Below are 25,331 nucleotides of genomic sequence, written 5' to 3' on the forward strand. Positions count from 1 at the left end.
GCCGTGGGTGCCTGCCATGCGACCAAAAGGTACTCCTCCGAGGATGTGTAGTCAACGGAGTCAAAGCATGCATCTCTGTTCCGTGCATGGCCCCTGATGCGATAACTTCCCGGACCCTTTGCTGCTCAAAAGTGGCAGAGGCGGTACGTCCTCTGCTTCCTCATACTCTAAAAGGTGAACTCGACGGTCGCCCTGGGTCGAAACGACGCTCACCTCGACAAGTTCTTCCCAAGGGTCAAGGTCAAGCTCCGGCGGTGCTTCTACAACATCGACAGTGACATTCACAGATCATCGGTTAATCCCCGTATGGACTAATGCACCAGTTGGCGTAGTGCCGAAGAGGCCTGTTGGCCAGTCGACATTGCTAAAATCTACCGCATTTCCCTCAAGAATTCCGAACAAGTGGTCGGATATCGACACTCGCGCCGATGGTGACATCCCCGCTCCCGCTCCTATCATCGACTTGGGTTACAACCGACCGCTGAGTTGCCGCTCTCTGGAGGTCAAAGGGCATGGCCGTGCGCCTCCGTCAGCAAGAGACACCGGGCCAACGATGGCCAGCCGACCTTAGACGGTAGCTGCCCCGAACCTGACGGCATCAGATGGCATCGGTTGGGGCACGTCGACTGACGGGGACCAGCATTCACACCGAAGAGGTCACCGCTGTGAGCCAGTTCGTGTGCTGAGGTCGAATGTTGCCGGGACTGCTGAGGCTGGCCTTTCTGATCGCATTCTTGCGCCGCGCCGACGCAGCTAGTTGGATCTCACTTGCGTTGCGGGGGAGCGAGCCAGGAGAGGGGCTGCCCGTCGAGGGCGGCGTCGGCGAGCCGGTGGGCGCTTGCGGTTTTGAGCGCTGCTCGTGAGCTGTCGATCCAACGCTGCACGTTGTCGACGCCCTGGTGGCGGTACTCGACCGCTTGGACGAGGCATTCGAGCTTGTCGGCGTCCCGGGCGACGACTGCTTCCAGCGTCTCGCCTGCTTCGTATTCGGCCACGGCCGCGGTGATGGCGTCTGCGACGGCGGGTGGGCAGTCGGCCACCTGGTCGGCGGTGACGGCGGTGTTGGGCACGGCGGTCAGGTAGCGCTTGGCGATGTGGGGGATGTCGGTGATCCGAGTTTCCTGGGTGTCGTGCAGGACGCACAGCATCGACACTCGGGCCGGGTCGGCGCCCTCCATGGCGGCGAGCATCATTCCGATGAGCGCGGTCCGGAATGAGTGTTCGGCGATGGACTCGGGGTGCTTGACGCCGGCGAACCACCAGCCGGTGCGGGCGGCGCGTTTCAGGACGCCGGCTTCGAAGATGAAGGTCATCGCTCCGGCGGCTTCGTGGTCCTCGGTCATCTGCCCGTCCCTGTGCCGGTGAGTCCGTCCGCCCGCAGGCTGTAGACGATAGACGTTAGTTCCTGCCGCGACTGCGCGGAGATCCGGTCGCTGTCGAGAAGTTCGATGGTGCGGTCGAGGAGTTCTCGACCCTGGTTGGGGTTGTCGAGAACGAGGCTGCGGCGTGCGGCCAGCAGAGCCCAGACGTTGTGGATGTTCAGATCGACGAACGGGTGTGCCGGGTCCAGCCGTCCGACGAGGTGTCGTAGGAGGACCGAGCCATGCCAGTCGATGAGCGGTCCGGGCATGAAGGAGTCGTCGCGCTGGCGGTATGGGATCTCGCCCACCCAGTAGGCCGAGTAGTTGAGGGCTGCTCGTTCGCACGCGTCGTCGGGATGCGCGCGGGCGATGAAGTGGCGTAGTGGCTCCGGGTCGCCCTGGTTGGCGAGGGACGTGACGACCGAACGGGCGTCGGGCCAGAGCGGTGACCAGGTGTGGAAGGCGCTCCTCCGACGAGCGCGGGCAGTGGTGTGGGCGAGCCAGGCGGCCGCCGCCCTGGTTGGGTCCATGCCGGCGAGGAAGCAGGCTTGTCGGTGCAGCAGCACGTTCGGGTCGCGTCCGGTGGCGGCGCGTTCGGCGAGCACCTGAAGGTGAGCGAAGAACGTATGCCTCTGGTCCACGGGCAGGGTCGGCCCGGAAGCTACCGGACCGCGCCGCGGAGGGGTGAGGGGCAGCCCTCGGGCGAAGCTCGGTGTCTGCCCCAGGACGGCCCAGAGAATCAGGTCGGTCAGGCGATGGGTGAGGACGGACCAGCCGAGCGGCTGCTCGGCGATGTCGGACTGCGTCACGTGCTGGTCGAGGACAGCGGCGAGGATGAGGTCGGCTTCGGCGGCGTCGTCGAGTGCGGCGAGCAGAGTGGGGTTCGCGCCGAGCCGTCCGAGCCTGTGCCGGACGGCGATCGCCTGTCCGAGCGGCACTGCTGTGAATGACCGGCGCCCGGATTCCCAGCTCTGCACGGTTGCCCGGTCGACGTCCAGGTCGACGGCGAGCTGCTCCTGAGTCAACGGGATGGACTCTCGGATGAGCTTGATCAGGTAGCCGGTCACCTCACCGCGTTGAGGTGCTGATCGTCCGCGACCTGCCATCCGAATCCCCACGTTGACCGAAGGTCGACGTTTCCGCCGTGGAACTCATGCTGCCGACGGTCCATGGCCTGTCCACCCGTACTGCGGGTGAGTCCAACCGTCGCCGCCGTGATCGTAGCGTCGCAGTTACCGAACGTTCCATCTCCGGTCCCGTGGATCGGGGTCGGTCGTTAGCTGCTGCCCGACGAAAGGAGCCGGTCATGGGGGAGAGGATGCCAGCGTGGCGACGAGTGTCGTACGACCAGTATGTGATCGCCGTCGCGATGACTCTGGCGCGGCGGCACCGGCCGGTGTGGTCGTGGCGGCGGTGGCGCTGGGTATGCCGCTGCGGCGTCGACCTGCCGTGCCGCAACCGGCATCGCATTCCGATCAGCTCGGCGCACTGGCCGGAGCAGGAGCGGTGACGGCTCACGAGTGGCGCATCCTGGGCGTACACCTGCGGGGCCTGGACGGCATATGCACCGGTTGCCGGGCCTGGTGGGGCCGGCTCACGCCGTACCCGTGCTGGCAGGTGGAGTGGGCGACCAGCCGGCAGGCCCGGCGGCTGACGGCCACCGTGCTCGGAGGCCCGCGGTGACCACGCACGGGCCGGTGCTGCCGGTGTGGAGCTGCGGTGGGTGCGGCGCGTCGTGGCCGTGCGGGACCCGGCGGCGTGAGTTGCGGGCGGAGTTCGTGGACGCGCGGGTGTCGCTTGCGTTGTACATGGGCGCGCAGCTGGTGCGGGCGTCGGCGGATCTGCACTGGGTGCCGGGTGGGGTGCTGCACCGGCGGTTCCTGGGCTGGCTGCGGTGAGCATCCTGCGCCTTGGTGACGAGAAGTTCCACTACAGCGATGGGTCCCACAAGTGGATCCCGCCGGACCCGGACTACGACCAGGAGGTCTGGGACGAGCAGGTTCGCCAGCACAAGCTAGGCCACCTCAGGAACGAGCGGCCCAAGGTCCGCATCCAGCGCCTCGTCTGACGCCAGCAGTACAGCAGTGAAGTACAGCAACGGTGCCGGCCGAACCCGGGCCGAGAAGTGCGCTACCACGCCGTCTGACCTCGCATCAAACCCGACCCGACCGGCTCGCCGAGAGCTCACACCGAAGAGGTCACTGGTTCGATCCCAGTACCGCCCACGCAGGTCGGTAACCGCATCGGTGCCGGCCCGGCCGGCAGCAGGCCGTGTCCACCGGTCAGCCGCCAGCGGTATTCCGTCGAGCTTGGGTGCGCGGGATGGGAGCAGACGGGGCACTGAACGGTGTTGAACACCGCCCGACGGCCCTGAACGGCATCCAACTGCACCCCGGAGTGCTCCGCCATTCTGTGCGGCAGTCGACGGCTCTCTATGTAGCCGAGCAAGACTCAGGGTCCTGACCCACGGTGATGCAGGCGAGCTGTTCGGCGTGACCTCCCAGAGGCCACCGAAGTGGTCAGCGTTGGTTTCCGCGACTCGAGCCTGCGGGCGCCGATCAGGTGCCGACGCGGCGTGTCTCGTAGGCCCACATCACGATTTCGACCCGGTTGCGGGCGTTGAGCTTGCGCATCAGGGCGGCGATGTGGGTCTTGACGGTGCTGAGGCTGATGGACAGCTCATCCCCGATCTCGCTGTTGGTCCGCCCGCGAGCGGCGGCTCGCAGGACCTGTTCCTCGCGAGCGGTCAGCGGCTCGATCGGCTCAGGGGGCACCGGGCGTGAGCGGCTGTTCGCGAAGGAGGACAGGAGCCTCGCGGTGATGTTCGGTGCGATCAGGGCGTCGCCGCGGGCGGCGGCATGGACGGCCTGGGCGAGCATCTCGGCGCCGGCGTCCTTGAGGAGGAAGCCTCGGGCGCCTGCCTTGAGCGCGCCGTAGACGTACTCGTCGAGGTCGAAGGTGGTGATGACGACGACGGCCAGCGGATCGGCGACGTCGGCTCCGGCGAGCTGGCGGGTGGCTTCGATCCCGTCGACCTCGGGCATGCGGATGTCCAGCAGGCACACATCGGGACGCAGTGAACGGGCCATGGCGATCGCCCGGCGGCCGTCGGCGGCGTCGCCGACGACGGCGATGCCCGGTTGGGCGTCCAGGATCATGCAGAGGCCCGCCCTGACGATGTCCTGGTCGTCAGCGACCAGCACGCGGATGGTCATGACGCGCGCACTGTCCGAGGCAGCAAGGCGTCGACGATCCAGCCGCCGTCCGGATCAGGGCCCGCCCGGAGGGTGCCGCCGAGCAGGCTCGCCCGCTCGGCCATGCCGCGCAGCCCGTAGCCGGCCTGCGGGGAGCTGGTCGCGGTCACCTCGCCGTCGTCGTGCACCCGCAGGTGCACCTGGCCGCGGGACGCGGTGACGTCGACGGTGACATCGGTGGCGCCGCGGGCGTGGCGGGTCGCGTTGGTGACCGCCTCGGCGGCGATCAGGTAGAGGGCGGTGCCGACTGCTGGCTCAACAGCCTCGACGTCACCGCGGACCTGCACGCGGACGCCCAGCACCTCGCCGCCGGGACGAGCGAGTCGTTCGATGTCCACCACCCCTCGCCGAGGGGCGAGATCGGCGTCCGTACCGTCGCGCAGCACACCCACGAGGGCGCGCATCTCCCTGAGCGTCCGGGACGCCTCTTCCTCGATGGTGACCAGGGTGGCCAGCGCGCGCTTCGGATCCGCGGCGGCCAGCGCGCGACCGGCCTGTGCCTGGACGGCGATGGCCGAGACGCGGTGGCCGACCGTGTCGTGCAGCTCGCGGGCGAGTTCGTTGCGCTGGTGGAGCCGGACCTGCTCGACGTCGCGGTCGTGGCTTCTGGTGCGGTAGCGCACTGCCGCGCCGAGCGCGGCCGAGCACAGGAAGAAGCCGTAACCGGCGACCCTTTCCGCAGCCGAGGTCGGCTCCGCGACGAGGGTGACCGGTAGCCAGGTGAGGATGATGGCGAGTCCGAGGGCAACCTCGCGACCTGCCCCCCAGCGCAGCAGGGCGTAGGGCAGCACGAGCAGCCCTGCGATGCCCAGCAGGCCGGTGGCGTCGATGACCGCGATTCTCGCGATGTCGAAGGCGAGAACGGTTCCGAAGGCAACGGTGACCGCCGCCAGCGGCCGGGTACGTCGAAACAGCAGGCACGCCGCGACCACGACGCTGACGCCGACCAGCAGCGGCGCCCATGCCCTGTCGTCGCGCAGCAGCATCTCGACGACCGAGATCACGACGAGAGCCGAGGACAGCGCCCAGTCCCGCCACACCCGCACCGGCGGGCGTGCGGGGCGAGGCTCAGCCCAGATCCCAGCAAGCATGCTTCCCCCTCTCGCAGAACGTAAGGGGGCCGCCGCTCGGGCGGATCAGCCGAAAGTACGGCGAATGTGCCGTGCCTGGGGCCAGGACAGCCAGAGCCCGCAAGCGGATGTGGCGCCCGCCAACGCTGGTCATGGTTGAGACATCGAGTGAGCCGACCCGGCTGACGCCAGCAAATCGGAGACGTGATGACCAGAACTGACAGACCAGCCGGTGCGCTCCAGGAGGCGCACATCCCGGTCCGGGCGAAGCTCGCCGCGGCCTGGGCCAGCTTCATGTTCCTCTACATCTACGTCGACTACCTCGCCCTGTACAAGCCCGGCTTCATCGATGACATCCGGGTCGGCGTCGTCCACGAGTTCGACACCGGCCCAACGTTCGTCGCCCTCGCGCTCACGCTCATGGCCATCCCGATCCTCATGATCCTGCTCTCCACGACACTTCCCGCCCGTGTCAACCGCGCCACCAACCTCGTCGTGGCAACGCTCTACATCCCCGTCTCGGTCTACAACGCGGACGGCGAGTCCTGGACCTACCTCTACTTCTACGGCCTCTCGATCGGACTCGAGCTGCTGCTCCTGGCCTTCATCCTGCGCGCCGCATGGACCTGGCCCCGGGCCGTTCGAGCCGCGGCCGGCCGTGACCTCGCTCAGGCCGAGGTGTGACGCTGGAGGCAGGCCCGGTGTGCGGGGCCGGTGACAGCGGCTCCGGCAACAGCGACCGCGAGTAGCGCCAGGACCCAGCCGGCCGTGCAACAGATTTCCCCGCCCGGGCGTCCTGCGTTCGAGGAGGTGGCCATGGATGGTGCCGAACCAGCGTTCGAGGAGTTCGTCCGGGCCCGGTGGACGTCGCTCGTGCGCTACGGGTACGTGCTCACCGGCAGCCCGCACGACGCGGCAGACCTGGCGCAGGAGGCGTTGGCGCGGCTGGGCTCGGCCTGGCCGCGGGTCGTTCGTCGGGACAACCCTGACGCGTACGTCCGGACCACGATGGCGCGGCTGCACATCAGCCGGTGGCGCCGGCTGCGCCGGGAGCGGCTGATGGCCGACGTGCCGGACCGGCCGGCGGCGGACCCGGGGATCGACCGGGTCGACGCGGAGGCGCAGTTCTGGCCGCTGCTGGCGGGTCTGCCTGTGCGGCAGCGGGCGGTCCTGGTGCTGCGCTACTACGAGCATCGGACCGACAACGAGATCGCGGAGCTGCTGGGCATCTCCCGCGGCACCGTCCGTAGCCAGGCCTTCCGTGCCCTGGAGAAGCTCCGGGCGCACAGCGACCAGCACCGGGAAACGACCTCTGGGAGGCGGGGATGAGCAATGACCTGGAAGAACACCTGACGCGGACCCTGGCCCGGGCGGCGGCGGAGGCCCCGGTGCCCGGCTACGACCCCGTCGACGCGGTCCGCGGCCGGCAGCGTCGCCGTCGGCGGCGACGTGCGGCCCTCGCCGCGGCCTGCGCCGTCGTGGTGGCGGCCGCCGGCGCGGTGACCGTGGTGCGGACGGCCGTGCCACCGCCCGACCTCGGACCTCAATATGGCTTCTCCCCGGACCGGATCCCCGACTTCACCAACCTGCCCGAGCCGGAGAAGCTCTGGCCAGACGCCGTCCACCGGCTGCCCGCGACGCTCCCGGACGGCTCCGGCTACGCCGTCGCGGCCGTGCTGGGCGACGACCGCTACCTGGTGGCCAGGGATGGCTCCTCGGGGGAAGCGGCCCCCTCGGTCTTCGACACCCGCGCCGGCACGGTGACTCTGCTCGGTACGTCCGCGGTGGGCGACGGTCTGGCGCGTTCCCGGGTCCTGATGGCCCGGGAAGTAAACGGGCAGGTCGTCTGGTTCGTGGAGGGCACCCGGAGCAACCGGCCTGTCCGGGAGGCATGGGCGGCTCCGCTCGACGGTGGCCCGGCGCGTAGGCTGACTGACCTGCCCAACGGGTCGTCGCCCCGGTTCAGCCCGGTCGGGGACGGCATCATCTGGCAGCAGGAGGCGCAGGGGACCTGGAAGCTGCCGGCCGGCCCGACGGTGTCTGTCCGTACCGTTCCGCTGAGCGGCGGTCCGGCCGTCGAAGTGCCCGGCTCGCAAGGTTTCGACATCGCCAACGTGGCACCGTGGATCATCAACCAGCGGTACGGGACCGGCGTGGAGGCGAAGACCTCCGGCGAACTACGTAACGTGGTGACCGGGGAACGCCGCCGGTGGCAGGCAGCCAGCGGCATCCGATTCGTGTGGTGCGGCCCGACCTGGTGCACCGGACGCGGCGCCGGCGACCGGGTCGCCCTGCAGTCACTCGATGGCACCGATGTCGTCCAACTGCCCTGGACCGGCGAACTGAAGCCCAGCATGGCCGGTCGCTTGGCGGTCGGTCAGTTCGAACTCCCGACGTCGACGCTGCACCTGGTCTGGGACCGCACCACCGGCAGCGCGGCCGGTGTCGCCGAGCCGCGACCGGCGGGCGCTTCGCCTGGATACGGCTGGAACTTGCAGCTCATGGACCTCGATCCCGAGGTGCTGACCTTCCGCTCGGATGACCGCGAACAGATGGTGCTCGACCTTCGGGCCGTCAGGTGAGGGGTTCCGCCTGACCACGCCGTCAGGCGGAAGCACGGCAAGCAGAAAGGCGAACATCCATCGACTGGATGTGCGCCTTCACCTCCCGTCGGTGACGAGTGGGCTTACTCGCTGGCGGCAAAGCGTTCGACGCTGTCGACCGGTCCGACGATGAGGATCAGGTCGCCGTAGGCGAGCACGGTGTCCGGGGTGGCGTGGGTGAACTCGGAGCGTCGGCCCATCGGCGGAGCCTGGGGCTTGACCGCGACCACGGTGACGCCCCAGCGGCTGCGTACCCGGGAGTCGCGCAGTGGCATGCCGACCACCTCGCGGGGCGGGGTGGTCTTGACCACGGCGAAGTCGGCGTCGACCTCGACGTAGTCGAGGATGCGGCCGGAGAGCAGGTGGGCGACCCGTTCGCCCATGTCGTGTTCCGGGGCGACGACCTTGTGGGCGCCGACCCGGGTCAGGATGTGCCGGTGCTGGTCGCTGACGGCCTTGGCCCAGATGTCGGGGATGCCGAGCTCGGACAGCAGGCTGGTGGTGAGGATGCTGGCCTGGATGTCCGTGCCGATCGCCACGACCGCTCGCCGGAATTCCGACACCCCGAGTTGGCGTAGCGCCTCGATGTCGGTGGAGTCGGCCGTGATCACGTGCGGCAGGCGTCCGGACAGCGCCTGTACGACCTTCGGGCGGTGGTCGATGCCGAGCACCTCGGTGCCCCGGCCGGCCAGTTCCAGGGCCAGGGCGGCGCCGAAGCGGCCCAGGCCGATGACCACCACGGGTTCGGTCAGGTCAGCCAACGATCGTCCTTTCCTCGGGCAGTTCGAAGCGTCGGGTTCGTTCCCGCAACGCCAGCGCGGACGCCAGGGTGAGTGGCCCGATGCGACCGGCGAACATGAGTACGACCAGCAGCAGGTCCGCCTGCGGTGGCAGGCTACCGGTGATGCCGGTGGACAGCCCCACTGTGGCGAATGCCGACACCGCCTCGAACAGTGCCCGTTCGAGTCCGTGGTTGGTCATCACCACCAGGGCGAAGGTGGCGGCGATGACGGCTCCGACGCTCAGCAAGGCGACCGCGAGCGCCTGGCGCTGGTTGCTCGGCGGGACGCGTCGCCGCCCGACGTTGACGTGGGTCTCGCCGCGCATCTCCGACCAGAGGACGAACGCCAGCAGCCCGAACGTGGTCACCTTGATACCGCCGGCGGTGCCGGCGCTGCCGCCGCCGATGAACATCAGCACGTCACTGGCGAGCAGGCTTTCCGGGCGCATCGCCCCGATGTCCAGGCTGTTGAACCCGGCGGTACGGGTCATCGTCGAGGCGAAGAACCCGGCGAGCAGCTTCTCGGGCCCGCTCAGTGGGCCCAGTGTTGCCGGGTTGGTTCGTTCCGTGAGGGTCAGCACAGCGGTGCCCAGCGTCAGCAGGGTGACCGTCAGGACGACCGTCAGGCGGGTCATGACCGACCACATCGCCGGCCGGCGCCAGCACCGGGCCAGCTCGAAGACCACCGGAAACCCGAGCCCGCCGAGGACCACCGCGCCCGCGACGACGAGGTTGACCCAGGGGTCGGTGACGTAGCCGACGAGGCTGTCCGCGTTGGTGGAGAATCCTGCGTTGTTGAACGCCGATACGGCGTGGAACACCCCGTGGCAGATCGCCGGCCAGACCGGCTCACCGTGTCCTGCCGCGAATCGCAGAGCGAGCGCCACGGCGACGACGGCTTCGCTGACGAGGCTGAACACCACGATCCGTCGGACGACGCCGCGCACGTCACTCAGGTCCAGGCTCTTGGTCTCGGCCTGGGCGAGGAACCGGGCCCGCAATCCGAGGCGGCGGGACACCAGCACGGTGAACAGGGTGGCCAGCGTCATGATGCCCAACCCGCCGGCCTGGATGAGCAGCAGGATGATCACCTGCCCGAACGACGACCAGTAGCTTCCCGTGTCGACCGTCACCAGGCCGGTGACGCAGACTGCCGAGGTCGCGGTGAACAGCGCGTCGATCAGCGGTGCCGACTGCCCTGACCGGGTCGCCACGGGCAACGACAGCAGAGCGGTTCCGAGCCCGACTGCTGTGCCGAAACCGATGGAGATCACTTGGGCGGGGTGCCGGAATCCGGTGTTGCGGCGTTGCCAGGCCGGCCGACGAGTCATCAGCCCCATGGCCTGGTCGCCTGGCTCGGTCCTACTGCCGGCGTCGTCCGCCGGGCCTGTTGTGCCTGCATCACGCCTGGATCCTGCCATGAACCCAAGGGCGGTGATCTGCTGTGGTGTCAGCCGGTGGCGTGGGGGAGCGGCCGTTGGGATCATCGTGGTCCGTGGAGCGCCGGGAAGTCTGGTCGGCAGCCGCTGAACCGTGCCCTCCGGCGTTCGCGGCCTCGCTGCCGGGTTCCGGCAATGCGTGGCACCGATCTCGGCCGGGCGTCGCCCTGGATCGTGGACGGGCACCAGCGCAACGATGTGGGCATGACGAGCGACATCGCCGTGCTCGCCGAGAACTTGACCAAGTTCTACGGCCGACGACGCGGCATCGAAGATCTCACACTGGAGGTCCGGACCGGGGAGGTGATGGGTTTCCTCGGGCCCAACGGCGCCGGGAAGACAACCACCATCCGGCTCCTGCTTGATTTCCTCCGGCCGACCGCGGGCCGCGCGACCGTCCTCGGGCTCGACCCCCGCCGCGACAAAGCCGCCCTGCACCGCCAGATCGGATACCTCCCCGGCGAGCTGGCGTTTCCCGGTCAGGAGAAGGCCGAGGACCTGCTGCGGTTCTTCGGCGACGCCCGTGGCGGGGTGGCCTGGTCGCAGGTGACCGCCCTGGCCGAGCGGTTGGAGCTGGACCTGACCCGTCCGGTCCGCACGATGAGCAAGGGAAACAAGCAGAAGGTCGGCCTGGTGCAGGCGTTCATGCACCAGCCGGCCCTGCTGATCCTCGACGAGCCCACCAGCGGTCTGGACCCGCTCATGCAGCAGGAATTCCTGGCCATGGTCCGCGACGCCCGGGCCGACGGTCAGACCGTGTTCATGTCCAGCCACGTCCTGGCCGAGGTGCAGCACACCGCCGACCGGGTCGCCATCGTCCGCGACGGCCGGCTGGCCGCGGTCGAGCGGGTGGAGTCCCTCGGTAAACGGGCCGTGCGGTCCGTGGAAATCCACTTCGGTGATCCGGTGGACGCGGGGGAGTTCACCGCCCTGCCCGGAGTCGGTGACGTGACGGTGTCCGGACCGGTGCTGCGCTGCACCGTGGACGGCCGTCTCGATCCGCTGATCAAGGCGGCGGCACAGCACGACGTCATTGACCTGCTGTCGGCCGAGCCCGACCTCGAAGAGACCTTCCTGTCCTTCTACTACCACTCCGAAGGAGCCGGCGATGGTGCCCGCACTGGTGCGTAAGACCTGGCGCGACGACCGTCGTGCGCTGATCTCCTGGACCACCGGCGTCGCCCTTTTCACCGTCGTCTACACCTCCTTCTACAGCCAGTTCCAGGGCGCGGCCGAGCTGAAACAGGATGCCCTGCCCCAGGGAATGCTGGACTTCCTCGGCATCGCGGACATGCTCTCGCCGGCTGGTTACCTCCAGGCGACGGTCTTCAGTCTGGTCGGGCCGTTGCTGGTCCTCATGTGCGCGACCACGCTGACCGCACGGACCATTGCCCGGCCCGAGGAGGAAGGGCGCATGGAACTGCTGCTGACCAACCCCCTGTCGCGCACCGCCTTCGCCGGCCAGCGTCTGGCCGCCACCGGCACCGCCGTCACAGTGGTCGCGGCGGTCCCGCTGCTCCTCCTGATGATCATCGTGCCGCAGGTGGGAATGGACATCGCCCTGTCCCACGTGGCGGCAGCCGGGGTCGGCCTGATCGCCCTGGTCTGGTGCTTCACCGGTATCGCCTTCCTCACCGGCGCGGCCACCGGCAGACGCGGCGCGGTGCTGGCAGTCACCGGCGTACTCGCGGTGACCACGTACATGGCCAACGCCATCGGTGGAATGTCGGACGGCTGGCAGTGGATGCGCTGGCTCTCGCCGTTCCACTACTTCATCGGCACCGACCCGCTGCACACCGGCTGGCACCCGGCACACCTGCTGACCCTCGTACTCGTCGGCGCCGTGACCACGGCCGTCGGAGTGTTCCTGTTCGACCGCCGTGACATCGGTGTCTGACACGGACCGCGGTGGTCCCCGGGCCTCGCCGGGCGGCCGCCGGCAAGCCCCACACGAACCACCTACCGACGGCCGCGCCTGGCTGGCCCATGCGTGCGAGGAACTGCTGCGCGCCCCGGACGGCAACCGGCGACACGAGGCCGCCGCCCGGCTCGGTGCCCGCGCGGCCGACGCGGACCTGCAGCCGGATGAGGTCGCCGACAGCGTGCTCGCGGCTGCCGACCGCTGCTGGAAATCGATGTCTGTCGACTCCGCCGACACTCCGGGGGCCGTCCACGCCCGCGCTGCGGCGCTGCTGGCCACCGCACACGCGGTGCTCGTGAGCGCCCTCGCCGGCCACCGCCGTCAGGCCCGTGCCGAGCTGGCACGACACGACTCCGAACGGTCCGCCTTCGTCGACGACCTGCTCACCGGCCGAGCAGAACCCGGCGGCCTGGCCGAACGCGCCCACCGCTACGGCATCCGCCTGTCGGCAACCCATACCGTCCTGGTCGCCCGCACGCCCCGTCTCACCGCCGAGATCGTCCGCCGTGTCGACGCGGCCCTGGCGGCCCGGTTCGGCGAAGGAAACACCCTCACCACCCAGCGCAACGGTGACCTGGTGTGCATCAGCGCGGGTGGCCTGCGGGGCATCGGAGCAGAGTTGGCACACCTGCTGCTCGCCGAATTCGGCGCTGGAGGATGGCAGGTGGCCGTCGGTCGCCCGCACCCCGGCATGCCCGGTCTCGTCGCCTCGCTCGACGAGGCACGCGACGCCCTCGACCACGCCAGCAAGCTGGGCTTCACCGCTCCCGTCCTCAACGCCGCCGACCTGCTGGTCTTCCCCGTCCTGCTGCGCGACCGCGGCGCCATCTCGGATCTGGTCGCCACCGTTCTCGGTCCGCTCACCGGCGCCCGAGGCGGGCCGCGGCCGTACCTCGACACCCTCAGCGTGCTCTTCGACAACCAGGGCAATCACACCGCCACGGCCCGGCAGCTGCACCTGTCCGTCCGCGCGGTCACCTACCGCCTCGACCGCATCCACCACCTGACCGGCTACCACCCCAACGAGCCCACCCAACGTTTCACCCTCCACGCCGCGGTGCTCGGCGCCCGACTGCTCGGCTGGCCCGACGCGACGACGCGATGAGTACGAACCGGGGCCGCCCCAGGGCGTCCGTATCTCGGCGGTCAGCTGGTGACGGTTCCCATCGCAAGGCGGGATCGCCAACTTGGCGGCTTGTCACCCACGCATCGCAAAAGCCGATCGCCGGTCACCGAGAAGTCCTATCCGGCGCGGTACGGCTCAGCCCCGCCAGCGGTAGAGGTCGCGCAGCAGGCAGATCTCGGCGCCGTGGTGGATCAGCTCCCGGTTGACGTGCAGGACGATGCCCTCCATGGGAAACCGCTCAGGCCCCACCATCGGCGGATTCTCCAGGTCGACGTCCGAGAGCGCGCGGACCCCCGCGTTCCATCTCCCGTACATCTCGTCGAGCTGTTGCAGCGCCCCGTCGGCGGTCCCCGCGTAGGCGAACGTTTCTGAGTCCATCTCCTGCCCGCCGAAGTGCCAACCGACCCGATAGCCGCACCCTACCGGCAGCGACCGGTCGCCCCTCCGGATCGCGGAGAGGCAACCAGCGGCATCCGGCCTCAGCCGGCTCGGCGGGTGAGCCCGCTCATCCGGACCGTGGTGTGCGAGCGGGCAGAGTGGGCCGGCCCTCCTGAGCGGCCGGGCGATAAGCGGGTGACGGCTCGATCCGAAGCCGTTAGCGTCCCGCTCATGAGTCCCGACCTGATCCTCCGGTCGATCGCCGACCCCCGCCGCCTGCGCGCTCTTGCCGCCGTCGTGTTGGGCGCCCGGTCGACCGCGGACATCGCCCAGGCCACCGGACTGTCGCCACGTGAGGCCGCCGTGGCCGAGCGCCGGTTGCGGCAGGCGGGGCTGGTCGAGTCCGACGGTGCCGGGCTGCGCCCGGCGTACGAGAAGCTGCGGGCCGTGGTGGCGGACGACGGCACCGTCGCGACGGAGGTCGACGTGCCGCAGCCACTGCGACCCTTCGTCCGCGACGGCCGGCTGGTGTCGATTCCCGCCCAGCAGGCGAAGCGACGGGCGCTGCTGGAGCACCTCACCGAGGTCTCGTTCGACGCTGACGCCGCCTACTCCGAGCGTGAGGTCGACGACCGGCTGCGGCGCTGGTGCGAGGGCTCATCCGTCGACCGTGTGAGTGTGCGGCGCTACCTGGTGGAGGCGGAGTTCCTGGTCCGCGCCGGTGGGGTCTACGCCCGTGACCGGGCGCGCCTTCCCGCCGCGAACGCCGCCGAGCAGCACGTCGCCGCCATGGGCCTGCGGTAGGCCCTGACACGTTCGAAAGGAGGACCGGTCGCGTGAGCAGCAACCACACCGTCGTCAGCCGCGGACTCCCGGGCCACCGTGCGACCGCACCTGACCGCCTTGAGGAGCCGGGCCGACCCCCGGGTGGCATCCTCCTCGATCGGGGCATCCCGGACCTGATCGGCTTCGACCCGCTGCTCGGCGTACCCGTGCCCGTTCGGCGCACCGCCGCGGCGCGGAAGGCCCGCCACCGCAGGCGGACGTTCACCCCGCCGTCCTGGCCGCAGGCCTACACCGTCGGCGGCGAGCCGGTCGCCGGACGTGGGCTGCCCGGTGCACGGGCACGATGCGATCGTCGTGACCCGGCGCGGCACCGCTCCGCGCCGATCGCCGGGTATCGCCGCCGCGACCTGCGGCGGGGTGGTCCGTCCTGGACCGGACGATGGCAGCCCGCCGCCCAGGTGCACGCCCGCTTCGCGAAGCGCCACCGGTAGTCGGCCGCGCGGGGACCCGGAGGGCTCAGGATCGGTTCAGGTTCAGCGCCCACCCTGGTCCCGGGAGTTGTCCCGCCTGCGAGCTGCCGGCCGGCTACGGTGATCGACGTGCCGCCTGCTCCCAGCCGGCCGTCGGGGCGCCGGCCGGGTATTGCCAGCACTACCGGAAGACTCGATCCAGAGTCCTGGTTCGGGCCGCCGACGCTCACCTAGCCTGGGCAAATGACGTCGGACACCACCCTGCTGCGGGCCGTGACCCGGCCCCGGTTCCTGGTGTCGGCGTGGCCGTGGCGCGGCATCGCCTACACGGCGACCACGGCGGTGGCGGCCGGCCTGCTCTGGCTCCTGCTCGCCCTGCCGCTGACCCCGTTGGTGGTGGCGGTCCAGGTGCTGAGGACCCACCCCTCGAGCCCGGACGGGGAGGCGCTACGAACCGGTTCCCACCTGTTCGCCGCCGCCGTGCTCGGTGTCGTCGGCGTGGCGCTGCTCGCGTTCGTGGGGCCGAGACTCGCCCTCGCCGTGAGGGAGGTGGAGCGGTGGCGACTGCGGTTGGCCGATCCCGCTCCGGCACCGGCGCGACGCCGCGGCAACCTCTACTCCGACCCGGCGACCTGGCGCGCGGTGGCGTACCTGCTGTTGCTCGGGGTCGTGGCGCCGGTGTGGATCGCCGTGCTCGCCGTCGTGGGCCTGCTCGTCGTCTCCACTCCGTTCGCGGTCCAGCACCGGGTGGCCGGCATGGACCCGGCCGGGAGCGTCGCCGGGCGCGCCCTGCTCGGACTGGTGCTCATCCCCGTCCTGCTCTATCTCACCTCGGTGGCCGGTGGGGCGCACGCCGCCCTCGCCCGCCTGCTGCTGTGCGCCGAACCCGACCCGGCCGAGGCCGCGCTGTTCGAGGTGACCCGGTCCCGGGCCCGGCTGGCCGACGCGTTCGACGTCGAACGCAACCGCATCGAACGCGACCTGCACGATCTCGCCCAGCAACGACTGGTGAGCCTGACCATGCAACTCGGCCTCGCCAAGCTCGACCTGCCCGACGACTCTCCCGCGGCCGTCGCGGTGGCCTCCGCGCACGCGCAGGCCAAGACGCTGATGGCCGAGCTGCGCGACCTGGTCCGCGGCATCAGCCCCCGGACGCTGCGCGAGCTGGGACTGCGGGCGGCGGTGGAGGAACTCGCCGCGGCCAGCCCGCTGCGGGTACGCGTCGACGCCGACCCGGGTCGATTCCCGGCGGCGGTGGAGACCGTGGCGTTCGCGGCGGTCTCGGAGGCGCTCGCCAACGCCGTGAAGCACTCGGGGGCGACCGGGGCCGTCGTCACCGCCCGGCGCTCCGGCAGCACGCTCACGGTCCAGGTACGCGACGACGGACATGGCGGCGCCGACCCGTCGCGCGGATCGGGCATCACCGGTCTCGCCGACCGGGCGGCGGCCGCCGACGGCCGGCTGCTGATCTCCAGCCCGCCCGGCGGGCCCACCATCCTGCGGGTGGAGCTGCCGTGCGCGTCGTGATCGCGGAGGACTCCGTCCTGCTCCGCGAAGGGCTGGTCGGCCTGCTGTCCCGGTTCGGTTTCGACGTCGTGGCCGCCGTCGGTGACGCCGCCGCCCTGCTGGCGGCCGTCGACGAGACCACGCCCGACCTCGTCGTCACCGACGTGCGGATGCCGCCGGACTTCACCGACGAGGGGCTGCGGGCCGCCGTGGCCCTCCGCGCGGCGCACCCCGGCCTCGCCGTGGTCGCCCTGAGCCAGTACGTCCAGCACAGTTACGCCGGGGAGCTGCTCGGCTCGGGCGACGGTCGCGCCATCGGCTACCTGCTCAAGGACCGGGTGGCCGACGTCGCGGAGTTCGCCGAGATGCTCCGGCGGGTCGCCGGGGGCGGCACGGTCGTCGACCCCGAGGTCGTACGCCAACTGATGCGACGCGGCCGCGACCCGCTGGCCCACCTGTCCGCCCGCGAGCGCGAGGTGTTGGCACTGCTCGCCGAGGGCCACTCGAACGCGGCCATCGCCCGCATCCTCGTGCTGACCGAAGCCGGCGTGAGCAAGCACATCGGCAGCCTCCTGGCCAAGTTGCGCCTGCCGGTCAGTGACGACACGAACCGGCGGGTCCTCGCCGTCCTCGCGTACCTGCGGGGCCAGCAGTAGGCGAGCCGGACGTCCGGCGTACGCCGCCCCCACCCGATCGAGTCCAGGGAGTCCTCGTTGCACCGCCTCGCCACCCCGTCCCGCTCCACCGCCGTCTCGCGGCGAGCGCCGGCCGCCCTCGCGGTCGTGGCCGCGGCCCTCACAGCCGCCTTCGTCCTCGCCCCACCCGGGCTCGCCGCGGGCGACTCCGGCGGCGAACTGGGCGATAGCGGCCACCTCGTCGGCGCCCTCCGCGCCGCATTCGTCGACTACTGGCGGTCCGGCGACCGGGCCTTCCCGCCCAACCTGCAGCGGGTCGTCGACTACTGGTTCCGTTACCACCTCGTCAAGGCGATGATCGCCGCCGCCCTGCTGGTCGTGCTGGTGACGCTCGGCGTCCTGGTCTGGAAGGCGTTCCTGCGGGCCGGTGACCGACCAATGCGGGCGAGGGCCGCCCTCGCGTCGGCCGGCGTGCTCGTCACGGTGTTCGCGACGACCGCCACGGCCGCGGTGATGGCGAACGTCCAGGGCGCCCTGGCGCCCTTCGCCTCGCTGCTGCCGATGCTGACCGACGGACCGGCCGACGGGGAACTCGCCGACACACTGGCGCAGGTCAGGCGGCAACTTGCCGACCCGTCGAGCAGCGAGGTCCGGAACCGGCCCGCCGTCGAGGCGATGATCAGCCACTTCGCCCACTACCACTCGGTGATGGCCGTCGTCGCCGCGACCGTCGCGGTCGTCCTCGCCGGAGTCGGCGTGGTGCTGTGGTCCAGGCGTGCCGCCGTCGACCCGTCCGCGCGGCGGACCAGGCGCGTGCTGGGTTCGTACGGTGTGGCGTCGGGGCTGCTGTGCCTGGCCGTGATCGCGGTCGTGGTGGCGAACGCGACCACCGCGGCGGACCCGGTGCCGGCACTGCGCGCGTTCTTCGCCGGTGGGTGGTGACCACACGGCGCAGGGCGTGGGGAGGCGGGGCGCGGGACCGTTTCGTCGACCGGCCCACCTGAGAAGGCTTTCCGCCGGCTTCGGGGCCGCCGCTACGGCCCGCATCTGCGACGATGCCCTACGTGACAGAATCATCGACCGCGGCCGGCCTGGTCACGGGTCTCGCCCCACGTTCTCGGGGCTTCGGAGCCCGCGGGTGGCCGGTCCACCGGTTGACCGCCGTCGGGCCCTGGCTGCTCGCGGTCGCGCTGTTCGTCGGCTACGCCACCTGCTCGATCGTGCGCCATCGCCATCTCGGCACCGCCGGCTACGACCTCGGCATCTTCGAACAGGCGGTCCGCGCCTACGCCGCCGGTCGGGCCCCGGTGTCCGAGCTCAAGGGACCCGGCTTCAACCTGCTCGGCGACCACTTCCACCCGATCCTGGCGCTGCTCGCCCCGGCGTACCGTCTCTTCCCGGCGCCGGAGACGCTGCTGGTGCAGCAGGCGGCGCTGACCGCGCTGTCCGTGGTGCCGATCGCCCGGCTCGGCATGCGGCTGCTCGGGCCGGTGCGGGGTCTGGCCGCCGCGGTCGGATACGGGCTGTCCGGCGGGATCCTGAACGCCGTCACCTTCGACATCCACGAGATCTGCTTCGCGGTCCCGATGCTCGCGTTCGCCGCCGTCGCCCTCGTCGAGCGGCGCTGGGCGGTGGCCCTGGCCTGGACCGTGCCCCTGGTGCTGGTCAAGGAGGACCTGCCGCTGACCGTGGCGGCCGTCGGCGCGTACCTCGTGCTGATGGGGCGGCGCCGGATGGGCATCGGCCTGATGGCGTTCGGCCTCGTCGCCATGCTGCTCATCGTCGGCGTGTTGATCCCCGCCGCGAACCCCACGGAAAGCTACCCGTACCTCGGGAACGCGGCGGCCGACGCACAGAACCCGGTGCTCCGACTGCTGCTGCCCGACACCAAACTGGTGACTCTGGTGATGGTGCTGCTGCCCACCGGATTCCTGGCGATGCGCTCACCGATCCTCCTGCTCGCCGTGCCCACCCTGTTCTGGCGGTTCTGGTCGACCAGTCCCAACCACTGGGGCCTCCAGTTCCACTACAGCGCGGTGCTGATGCCGATCGTGTTCGTCGCGATGGTGGACGCACTGGCCACCGTCCGACCGCGCCGGATCATCGCCGAGCGGGCCCTCCGGCTGGTGCCGTACTGGGCGGCGCTCCTCGGCCTGGCCGGACTGCCGGCGGGGCTGATCGCACCGGCGCAGGCGCCGCCACCGACCGGCATACCCGCCGGAACGTCGACGCAGGCGGTCCGGACGGCCCTGGCGCGCGTGCCGGACGGCGCCGAGGTGGCCGCGAGCAACCGACTCGCGCCGCAGCTGACCCGACGCTGCGAGGTCTACCTGTTCCCGACCTTCCCGGCGACCGGGTTCCGGCCGGAATGGGTGGCCATCACCGAACTTCCGGACACCTCTCTCGTGGCCGCCGAGCGGGACAGTTCCGCCCGCGCGGCGCTGCCCCTGCTGGGTTACCGGGAAGTCGCCCGGCGCGACGGCGTGGTGCTGTACCGGCGGTGGTGATCACGCCGCGCCGGCCGGGTGGATGGGGGCCATTTAATTTGCGTGCCGCGCATCCTTGCGTGTCACGCAATTAGTGCTAGCGTGGTGACATGACGGGGCTGCGCGAGCGCAAGAAGGCCGAGACGCGGGCGGCGCTCGGCTGGGCGGCCATCCACCTCACCGTGGAGCGCGGCTACGACAACGTCCGCGTGGAGGACATCGCCGAGGCGGCCGGTGTCTCCCCGCGTACCTTCAACAACTACTTCGCCAGCAAGGCCGAGGCGATCGCCTCCCGCCACCTCGACCGCAGCCTGCGGACCTCCGCCGCGCTGCGCGAACGTCCCGCCGACGAGCCGCTCTGGGCGGCGCTCACCCGGGCCGCGCTGGAGCAGTTCACCCGCGGTCCCGAGGTCGAGGCCATGCCGTCCCCCGCGCATCCACAGTGGGCCGCCGGCGTACGCGCCATGCTCGCCGAGCCGGCGTTGCAGGGTGAGCGGCTGCGCGCCGCCGCGATCGCCGAGGCGGAGCTGGCCGCCGCGGTCGCCGAGCGCACCGGCACCGACCTCGCCACCGACATGTACCCGAGGCTCGTCGCGGCCGCCGCCAGCGCGGCCGTCGGCGTCGCCATGCAGCACTACCTCGACAGCGGCGACCCGCCCACCCCGATCGAGCGCCTCATCACCGACGCCTTCACCCAGGTCGCCGCCGGTCTCCCGGCACCGCCCCGCTGACCCCCCTCGCTCACCGCACAGCCCGACCACACCCGCAGCCGCGGTCATGCCCCCGCGGCGGGCCGGCCGTACGCCCCGCCCGCCGTGGCGATGCCGCGCACCCCGAAAGGATGACGGCAATGATCGATGTCCTCATCGTCGGAGCCGGCCCCAACGGCCTCATGCTCGCCTGCGAACTGGCCCTCGCCGGTGTCCGCCCGGTCGTCCTCGAACGCCACGCCGCGCCGACCGGCGAACCCCGCGCCAACGGCCTCGTCGGTCAGGTCGTCCGCCTGCTCGACCGGCGCGGCCTCTACGCGCGGCTGAGCGGCGAGCGCACCCCGCCGTCGCCCCAGCCGGCCTTCGTCTTCGGCGCGTTCCCGCTCGACCTCACGATGCTCCCGGAGAACCCGCACTACGCGCTCGGCGTGCCCCAGGCCCAGCTCGAGGCCACCCTGGCCGCCCGAGCCGCCGAACTCGGGGTGGACCTGCGCCGCGGCCAGGAGGTCGTCGACCTCCGGCAGCACTCCGCCTCGGTCGAGGTCCGCCTTGCCGACGGTACGCGGCTCACCTGCCGCTTCCTCGTCGGCGCCGACGGCGGCCGCAGCGTGGTGCGCCGCCTCGCCGGCATCGACTTCCCCGGCGTCACCACCGACCGGTCGGTCTCCCGCACCGCCACCGTCACCGTCCCGGCGTCCGTCCTCGACCCCGGGACCGGCGGCCTGCGCGTCCCCGGTCACGGCGTCGTCCCGCCGTTCCAGCACACCCGTACCGAACGTGGGCTCATCGCCTGGGCGCCGTTCCCGGGCCGCCCGCCGATTCTGAGCACGACGGAGTGGCCCGACGCGCCGACCAGCGACGAGACCCCGATGAGCCTGGCGGAGCTCCGCGAGAGCGTCGCCCGGGTGCTCGGCGCCGACATCCCTCTCGGCGCGCCCGACGGGCCGGGCCTGCTGCGGCGGCTGACCGGCGGCAACACCCGCATCGCCGCCCGCTACCGCGCCGACCGGGTGCTGCTGGTCGGCGACGCCGCGCACGTGCACCCCGCGATCGGCGGCCCCGGCCTCAACCTGGGCCTGCAGGATGCCGTCAACCTGGGGTGGAAGCTCGCCGCCACGGTACGCGGCTGGGCGCCGCCGGGCCTGCTCGACACGTACGAGGCCGAGCGTCGTCCCGTCGCCGAGCGGGTCGTCATGTCCACCCAGGCCCAGTCGGCGCTGATCGGCCCCGGCGACGAGATCACCGGCCTGCGGCGACTCTTCGCCGAACTGCTCCGCATGCCGGAGGTCACCGGGCACATCGCGGCGCTGATGTCCGGTGCGGACATCCGCTATCCCGCCGATCCCGCCGACCCGTTGGCCGGCCGCTCCGCCCCCGACGTGGTCGTGCACGGCGCGGACGGTGCGAGACGCCTGGCCGAGTTGACCCGCGCCGCCCGGCCGCTGCTGCTGGACTCGACCGGAGCCCACGCCGAGGTCGCCGCGCCGTGGCGGGACCGGGTCGACGTGGTCGCCGGCGCGCTGGAGGGCACGACAGCGACCGCGCTGCTCGTCCGCCCCGACTGCTTCGTCGCCTGGTCCGCCGGGGACGCCGCGACGCTGCGCGCCGCCCTCACCCACCACTTCGGCCTTCCCGGGTGAGGGCGGACGACCGGGGCGTCAGACCGTCCGCGACTTCGGCAGCGGGATGAACGTCCTGATCTTTCCGGAGACGCGACTGCGCTCGATCACGTCCACGGCCCGCACGGTGACCACCGGCTCGGCCATGCCCACCTCGCGCAGCGCCGCGACCAGCGCGTCGCGCACGTGGTCCAGGTCGTACGCGCTGCGCAGCTCGACGATGACGTCAGCGCCCCCGGGGGTCTGGCGCACCTGGTACTGCGCGATGTGCGAGTCCCACAGCGGGGTCCAGAAGACGTACGGGTGAACCAGCACGCCGCCCGGATACTCGAACAGGTCGTCGTGCCGGCCCCGCACCGGAGCGATGCGACGGCCGGTCCACGGGCCGGGGTTGGGGGTGTCGAGGAACCGGACCTCGTCAGCGATCTCGTAACGGATCAGCGGGAAGACCTTGTTGACCACGTTGGTGACGAGGAGCTTCGCGGACAGCTCACCGGGCGGGACCGGCGCGCCGTGCGCGTCGACCGGTTCGTACACGACCGTGTCCTCGACCAGGTGCAGCGCCTCGTCGCCGGGGTAGGAGCAGGCCAGCATCCACGTCTCGGAGGTGCCGTAGAAGTCGATCACGGGTGCGCCGAAGGCCGCCTCGATGGTCTCGCGCATGTGCGGATAGAGCGGTTCGGCGCCGACGAGCATGATCCGCGGCGAGATGGTGAGCCGACCGGCCTGCTTCTCGTACGCGAGGCGGTGCAGGATCGACGGGTAGGCCAGGATCTGGTCCGCGTCGAACTCGTTGAGCCGGGCCACGATCTCGGCCAGCGGCATGGTGACCGGCACCTTGCAGCTGTCCTTGGGCGGGTCGAAGGTCGCCCGGATGGCGTCCGACGCGTGCGAGGCGTGCCCCGCCCCGACGAAGGCGCCCCGCCCGGGCAGCGGCAGCTTCAGGTCACGGGCCAACCACGGGTGCATCCGCCAGGCGGCCACGCCGACCTCCAGCCAGCCCTGCCAGTCCCACGGGAACAGCCCGGTGAGGCCGGACGACCCGCCGGTGGTGACGACGTGGTACTCGTCGAACAGGTAGGCCGGGCCCTCCGCCGACACCTTGTTGAGGTGGGCCTGCGCCACCTCCAGGTTCAGCCGCGGGTCGGTGACGATCTCGTCCCAGTTGTCCATGACGTCGGCCTTGGTCATCGGCGGGATGGCGCTCAGGTCTTCGCCGGTGAGCGTGTCGGGGTCGATGTGCTTGAGCCGCTTGGCGTGCCAGGGCGAGTTCAGCTTCGCGTGGCGGATCAGCTCGCGCAGCCGCTCGTCGCGCAACCGGTGCAGCCGCTCCAGCGGCCACGCCAGCTTCTCCGACTCCGCGGCCACCCGCGACAGCATCGCCTGGAGGTGGGGTTGCCGGGCCTCTTCGTAGGTGGGCGACATCGATGACCTCATCTCTGCGTGGACGGTGGGCCGGTGTGGTGGGGCGCCCCGCGACCGGTGGCGCGCGGCAGGAGCTGGACCAGTGCCGCGATGGTGAGTCCGACACCGGTGAGGCAGAGCAGGCTGAGCTGGACGGCCCCCGTCCCGGCCGGCTCGGTGGCGCCGTAGAAGACGATGCCGATCAGCGCGACCCCGATCGCGCTGCCGATCTGCACCGCGGTGTTCAGCACGCCGGACGCCGCACCCGCGTGCCCGGCGCCGATGCCGGCGAGGGTCATCGAGGTGAGCTGGGCCATGATCAGTCCCATTCCGACCCCGCAGACCAGCAGGGCCGGGGTGAGCAGCACGACGTCGCCGTCCGGGCCCAGCCCGCCCACGGTGACGGCCAGGATCAGCCAGCCGCCGGCCAGCGCGAGCGCGCCGAGGGCGACCGCCTGCCGGCCCAGCGTGCGGGTCAGCGCGGGCCCGGCCAGCGTGGCGGCGAAGAAGCCCACGCCGATCGCGGTGCAGACCAGGCCGGCGTGCAACGCGCTGAGCCCGTACCCCTGTTGCAGGCACAGCGCCAGGACCAGCAGGAACGCGCCCATGCCGGCGTAGTAGAGCAGCGTGGTGACGACGCCGACGGTGAACGCGCGCCCGCGGAAGAGCGCGGTGTCGACCAGCGGCTGGCCGCCACGGGCGGTCAGCCGACGCTGGTGGGCGGCGAAGGCAGCCAGCAGCGGGACCGCGGCGGCCAGGCACAGCCACGACCAGGGCGGCCAGCCCTGCCGGCGGCCCTCGACCAGCGGCAGCACGGCGGCGACCAGTCCCGAGGCGACCAGCACCGTGCCGACCAGGTCCAGCGACGTCCGGCCGCCCGCCCGCGACTCGGGCACCACCCGGGGGGCGGCGACCAGCACCGCGACGCCCACCGGCACGTTGATCAGGAAGCACAGCCGCCAGCCCAGCCCGCCCGCGTCGGCCTGGATCAGCAGCCCGCCGATGAGCTGCCCGAACACGGCGGCGAGGCCCTTGCCCAGCCCGGCGACGGCGAACGCGCGGGCCCGGTCGGCTCCGATGTAGACGATGCCGAGGATCGCCAGCACCTGCGGCGCCATCAGGGCGGCGCTCAGGCCCTGCGCGATCCGGGCCGCCACCAGCGCGCCCGCCGTGGGGGCCAGCCCGCACGCCGCCGAGGCGATCGTGAACAGGACGATGCCCAGGGTGAACATCCGCCGCCGTCCGCGCATGTCACCCAGGCGACCCCAGGTGATCAGGCCGCTGGCGTACGCCAGGCCGTAGCCGGCGACGATGAACTGCACCGCCGCGGAGTTCGCCCGCAGGTCGGTCTGCATCGACGGGATGGCGACGTTCACGATGAAGAAGTCCAGCGTGATCATGAAATCGCAGCACAGGATGACCGCCAGGACGCCCCAGTGCCGCCAGAAGGTCTCCCGCTCGGTGCCCGCCACGGGCGCCGCTGCTTGCTGAACCACGGTGTCCTGCCTTCGGCCCGGGGACGTGTTGCCGACAGTCAAGAGAAGTCCCCTGACCGGTGCCTGACACGACTCTGACGCTGGCGTCCGGCCGAGATCAAGTGGCGATCCGGTGCCGGACGTTCGTCGGGATCCGCTCGTGGATTCTTCGCCGGTGTTACGTGGTGACGGCCGGCGTATCCCGCCGCCGTCAGCAATTGGTCACCCGCTTGCGACTTGATTTCCGGGTTCGTCGATCGGCGTTTCGCCGGCACCTTCGCCTCGAATCAACGGGAAGAAGAACCAT

Annotated in this window: 24 protein-coding genes and 1 pseudogene; 16 read left to right on the forward strand and 9 right to left on the reverse strand. The window is 71.2% G+C overall.

The annotated features are described in order from the left end of the window. Positions 1-764: 764 nt before the first annotated feature. Both GA0074704_RS12260 and GA0074704_RS12265 read right to left on the reverse strand, forming a co-directional pair. Entirely contained in the window at positions 765-1,343 is a 579-nt protein-coding gene (locus tag GA0074704_RS12260; RefSeq protein ID WP_088970623.1) for an HD domain-containing protein, read from the reverse strand. Next, entirely contained in the window at positions 1,340-2,467 is a 1,128-nt protein-coding gene (locus GA0074704_RS12265) for a helix-turn-helix domain-containing protein (RefSeq protein WP_088970624.1), read from the reverse strand. Before GA0074704_RS12265 ends, GA0074704_RS12260 begins: the two co-directional genes overlap by 4 nt. Positions 2,468-2,687: 220 nt before the next feature. Here GA0074704_RS12265 and GA0074704_RS29760 point away from each other — a divergent pair, with 220 nt between their 5' ends. The 3 genes from GA0074704_RS29760 to GA0074704_RS29040 are packed head-to-tail and all read left to right on the forward strand — an operon-like array spanning position 2,688 to position 3,429. Beyond that, positions 2,688-3,044, forward strand: coding sequence for a hypothetical protein (locus GA0074704_RS29760; RefSeq protein ID WP_088970625.1), 357 nt, complete (start codon positions 2,688-2,690; stop codon positions 3,042-3,044). Then, positions 3,041-3,259, forward strand: a complete 219-nt coding sequence (locus GA0074704_RS12275) for a hypothetical protein (protein ID WP_088970626.1) — start codon at positions 3,041-3,043, stop codon at positions 3,257-3,259. Before GA0074704_RS29760 ends, GA0074704_RS12275 begins: the two co-directional genes overlap by 4 nt. After that, a complete protein-coding gene (locus GA0074704_RS29040; protein WP_172880525.1) occupies positions 3,256-3,429 on the forward strand; it encodes a hypothetical protein in 174 nt (57 codons plus the stop codon). Before GA0074704_RS12275 ends, GA0074704_RS29040 begins: the two co-directional genes overlap by 4 nt. A gap of 490 nt (positions 3,430-3,919) precedes the next feature. Here the strand turns inward: GA0074704_RS29040 and GA0074704_RS12280 are convergent, their stop codons facing one another. Together GA0074704_RS12280 and GA0074704_RS12285 are read right to left on the reverse strand one after the other, a co-directional pair. Continuing rightward, a complete protein-coding gene (locus GA0074704_RS12280) occupies positions 3,920-4,576 on the reverse strand; it encodes a response regulator (protein ID WP_088970627.1) in 657 nt (218 codons plus the stop codon). Continuing rightward, positions 4,573-5,619 (reverse strand): sensor histidine kinase, encoded by a 1,047-nt coding sequence (locus GA0074704_RS12285; RefSeq protein ID WP_231926830.1) that lies wholly within the window; start codon positions 5,617-5,619, stop codon positions 4,573-4,575. Before GA0074704_RS12285 ends, GA0074704_RS12280 begins: the two co-directional genes overlap by 4 nt. Before the next feature lie 273 nt (positions 5,620-5,892). On the opposite strand from GA0074704_RS12285, the gene GA0074704_RS12290 reads away from it, so the two are divergent. From GA0074704_RS12290 to GA0074704_RS12300, 3 genes are all read left to right on the forward strand, one after another. Further along, on the forward strand, positions 5,893-6,369 hold the full coding sequence (locus tag GA0074704_RS12290) for a DUF6326 family protein (RefSeq protein WP_088973629.1): 477 nt from the start codon (positions 5,893-5,895) through the stop codon (positions 6,367-6,369). A 132-nt stretch (positions 6,370-6,501) separates the two neighbouring features. After that, positions 6,502-7,014: a SigE family RNA polymerase sigma factor gene (locus GA0074704_RS12295; protein WP_088970629.1), complete on the forward strand. Its 513-nt coding sequence runs from the start codon at positions 6,502-6,504 to the stop codon at positions 7,012-7,014. Beyond that, positions 7,011-8,267, forward strand: a complete 1,257-nt coding sequence (locus GA0074704_RS12300; protein WP_088970630.1) for a TolB-like translocation protein — start codon at positions 7,011-7,013, stop codon at positions 8,265-8,267. Before GA0074704_RS12295 ends, GA0074704_RS12300 begins: the two co-directional genes overlap by 4 nt. Before the next feature lie 104 nt (positions 8,268-8,371). Here GA0074704_RS12300 and GA0074704_RS12305 read toward each other — a convergent pair whose 3' ends face one another. After that, complete coding sequence (locus tag GA0074704_RS12305; protein WP_172880527.1) at positions 8,372-9,049, reverse strand: potassium channel family protein; 678 nt, start codon at positions 9,047-9,049, stop codon at positions 8,372-8,374. Continuing rightward, on the reverse strand, positions 9,042-10,400 hold the full coding sequence (locus GA0074704_RS12310) for a TrkH family potassium uptake protein (protein ID WP_088973631.1): 1,359 nt from the start codon (positions 10,398-10,400) through the stop codon (positions 9,042-9,044). The genes GA0074704_RS12305 and GA0074704_RS12310 overlap by 8 nt, the downstream gene beginning before the upstream one ends. Positions 10,401-10,712: 312 nt before the next feature. Between GA0074704_RS12310 and GA0074704_RS12315 the strand changes: the two genes are divergently transcribed. From GA0074704_RS12315 to GA0074704_RS12325, 3 genes are all read left to right on the forward strand, one after another. Then, positions 10,713-11,639 (forward strand): ABC transporter ATP-binding protein, encoded by a 927-nt coding sequence (locus tag GA0074704_RS12315; RefSeq protein WP_088973632.1) that lies wholly within the window; start codon positions 10,713-10,715, stop codon positions 11,637-11,639. Next, positions 11,617-12,405, forward strand: coding sequence for an ABC transporter permease subunit (locus tag GA0074704_RS12320; protein ID WP_088970631.1), 789 nt, complete (start codon positions 11,617-11,619; stop codon positions 12,403-12,405). Before GA0074704_RS12315 ends, GA0074704_RS12320 begins: the two co-directional genes overlap by 23 nt. A gap of 238 nt (positions 12,406-12,643) precedes the next feature. Beyond that, positions 12,644-13,534 (forward strand): PucR family transcriptional regulator, encoded by an 891-nt coding sequence (locus GA0074704_RS12325; RefSeq protein ID WP_231926831.1) that lies wholly within the window; start codon positions 12,644-12,646, stop codon positions 13,532-13,534. A 156-nt stretch (positions 13,535-13,690) separates the two neighbouring features. On the opposite strand, the pseudogene GA0074704_RS12330 reads toward GA0074704_RS12325, so the two are convergent. Beyond that, a pseudogene (locus tag GA0074704_RS12330) lies at positions 13,691-13,978 on the reverse strand (DinB family protein); the annotation flags it as partial. 186 nt (positions 13,979-14,164) lie between these two features. Here GA0074704_RS12330 and GA0074704_RS29400 point away from each other — a divergent pair. The 7 genes from GA0074704_RS29400 to GA0074704_RS12365 all read left to right on the forward strand — a co-directional run bounded on the left by GA0074704_RS29400 (position 14,165) and on the right by GA0074704_RS12365 (position 22,166). Further along, the gene (locus GA0074704_RS29400) at positions 14,165-14,737 is read left to right on the forward strand and encodes a DUF2087 domain-containing protein (RefSeq protein ID WP_088970634.1); all 573 of its coding nucleotides are present in this window, start codon (positions 14,165-14,167) and stop codon (positions 14,735-14,737) included. A 695-nt stretch (positions 14,738-15,432) separates the two neighbouring features. After that, complete coding sequence (locus GA0074704_RS29405) at positions 15,433-16,716, forward strand: sensor histidine kinase (RefSeq protein WP_231926832.1); 1,284 nt, start codon at positions 15,433-15,435, stop codon at positions 16,714-16,716. Next, positions 16,704-17,351 (forward strand): response regulator transcription factor, encoded by a 648-nt coding sequence (locus GA0074704_RS29410; protein ID WP_231926833.1) that lies wholly within the window; start codon positions 16,704-16,706, stop codon positions 17,349-17,351. The genes GA0074704_RS29405 and GA0074704_RS29410 overlap by 13 nt, the downstream gene beginning before the upstream one ends. Positions 17,352-17,408: 57 nt before the next feature. Then, positions 17,409-18,272, forward strand: coding sequence for a hypothetical protein (locus GA0074704_RS12350; RefSeq protein WP_197697620.1), 864 nt, complete (start codon positions 17,409-17,411; stop codon positions 18,270-18,272). 212 nt (positions 18,273-18,484) lie between these two features. Then, a complete protein-coding gene (locus tag GA0074704_RS12355; protein WP_197697621.1) occupies positions 18,485-19,837 on the forward strand; it encodes a DUF2079 domain-containing protein in 1,353 nt (450 codons plus the stop codon). 89 nt (positions 19,838-19,926) lie between these two features. Continuing rightward, positions 19,927-20,547, forward strand: a complete 621-nt coding sequence (locus tag GA0074704_RS12360) for an acyl-CoA-like ligand-binding transcription factor (protein WP_088970638.1) — start codon at positions 19,927-19,929, stop codon at positions 20,545-20,547. A gap of 119 nt (positions 20,548-20,666) precedes the next feature. Beyond that, positions 20,667-22,166 carry an FAD-dependent monooxygenase gene (locus tag GA0074704_RS12365; protein WP_088970639.1) on the forward strand — a complete coding sequence of 500 codons (1,500 nt, stop codon included), beginning with the start codon at positions 20,667-20,669 and terminating at the stop codon, positions 22,164-22,166. 18 nt (positions 22,167-22,184) lie between these two features. On the opposite strand, the gene GA0074704_RS12370 is transcribed toward GA0074704_RS12365, so the two are convergent. Together GA0074704_RS12370 and GA0074704_RS12375 are read right to left on the reverse strand one after the other, a co-directional pair. Beyond that, complete coding sequence (locus GA0074704_RS12370) at positions 22,185-23,570, reverse strand: phenylacetate--CoA ligase family protein (protein ID WP_088970640.1); 1,386 nt, start codon at positions 23,568-23,570, stop codon at positions 22,185-22,187. An 8-nt stretch (positions 23,571-23,578) separates the two neighbouring features. Then, positions 23,579-25,021, reverse strand: coding sequence for an MFS transporter (locus GA0074704_RS12375; RefSeq protein ID WP_231926834.1), 1,443 nt, complete (start codon positions 25,019-25,021; stop codon positions 23,579-23,581). Between the last annotated feature and the right edge of the window lie 310 nt (positions 25,022-25,331).

Source organism: Micromonospora siamensis (genome assembly GCF_900090305.1).
In the GTDB taxonomy this organism is placed as follows: domain Bacteria; phylum Actinomycetota; class Actinomycetes; order Mycobacteriales; family Micromonosporaceae; genus Micromonospora; species Micromonospora siamensis.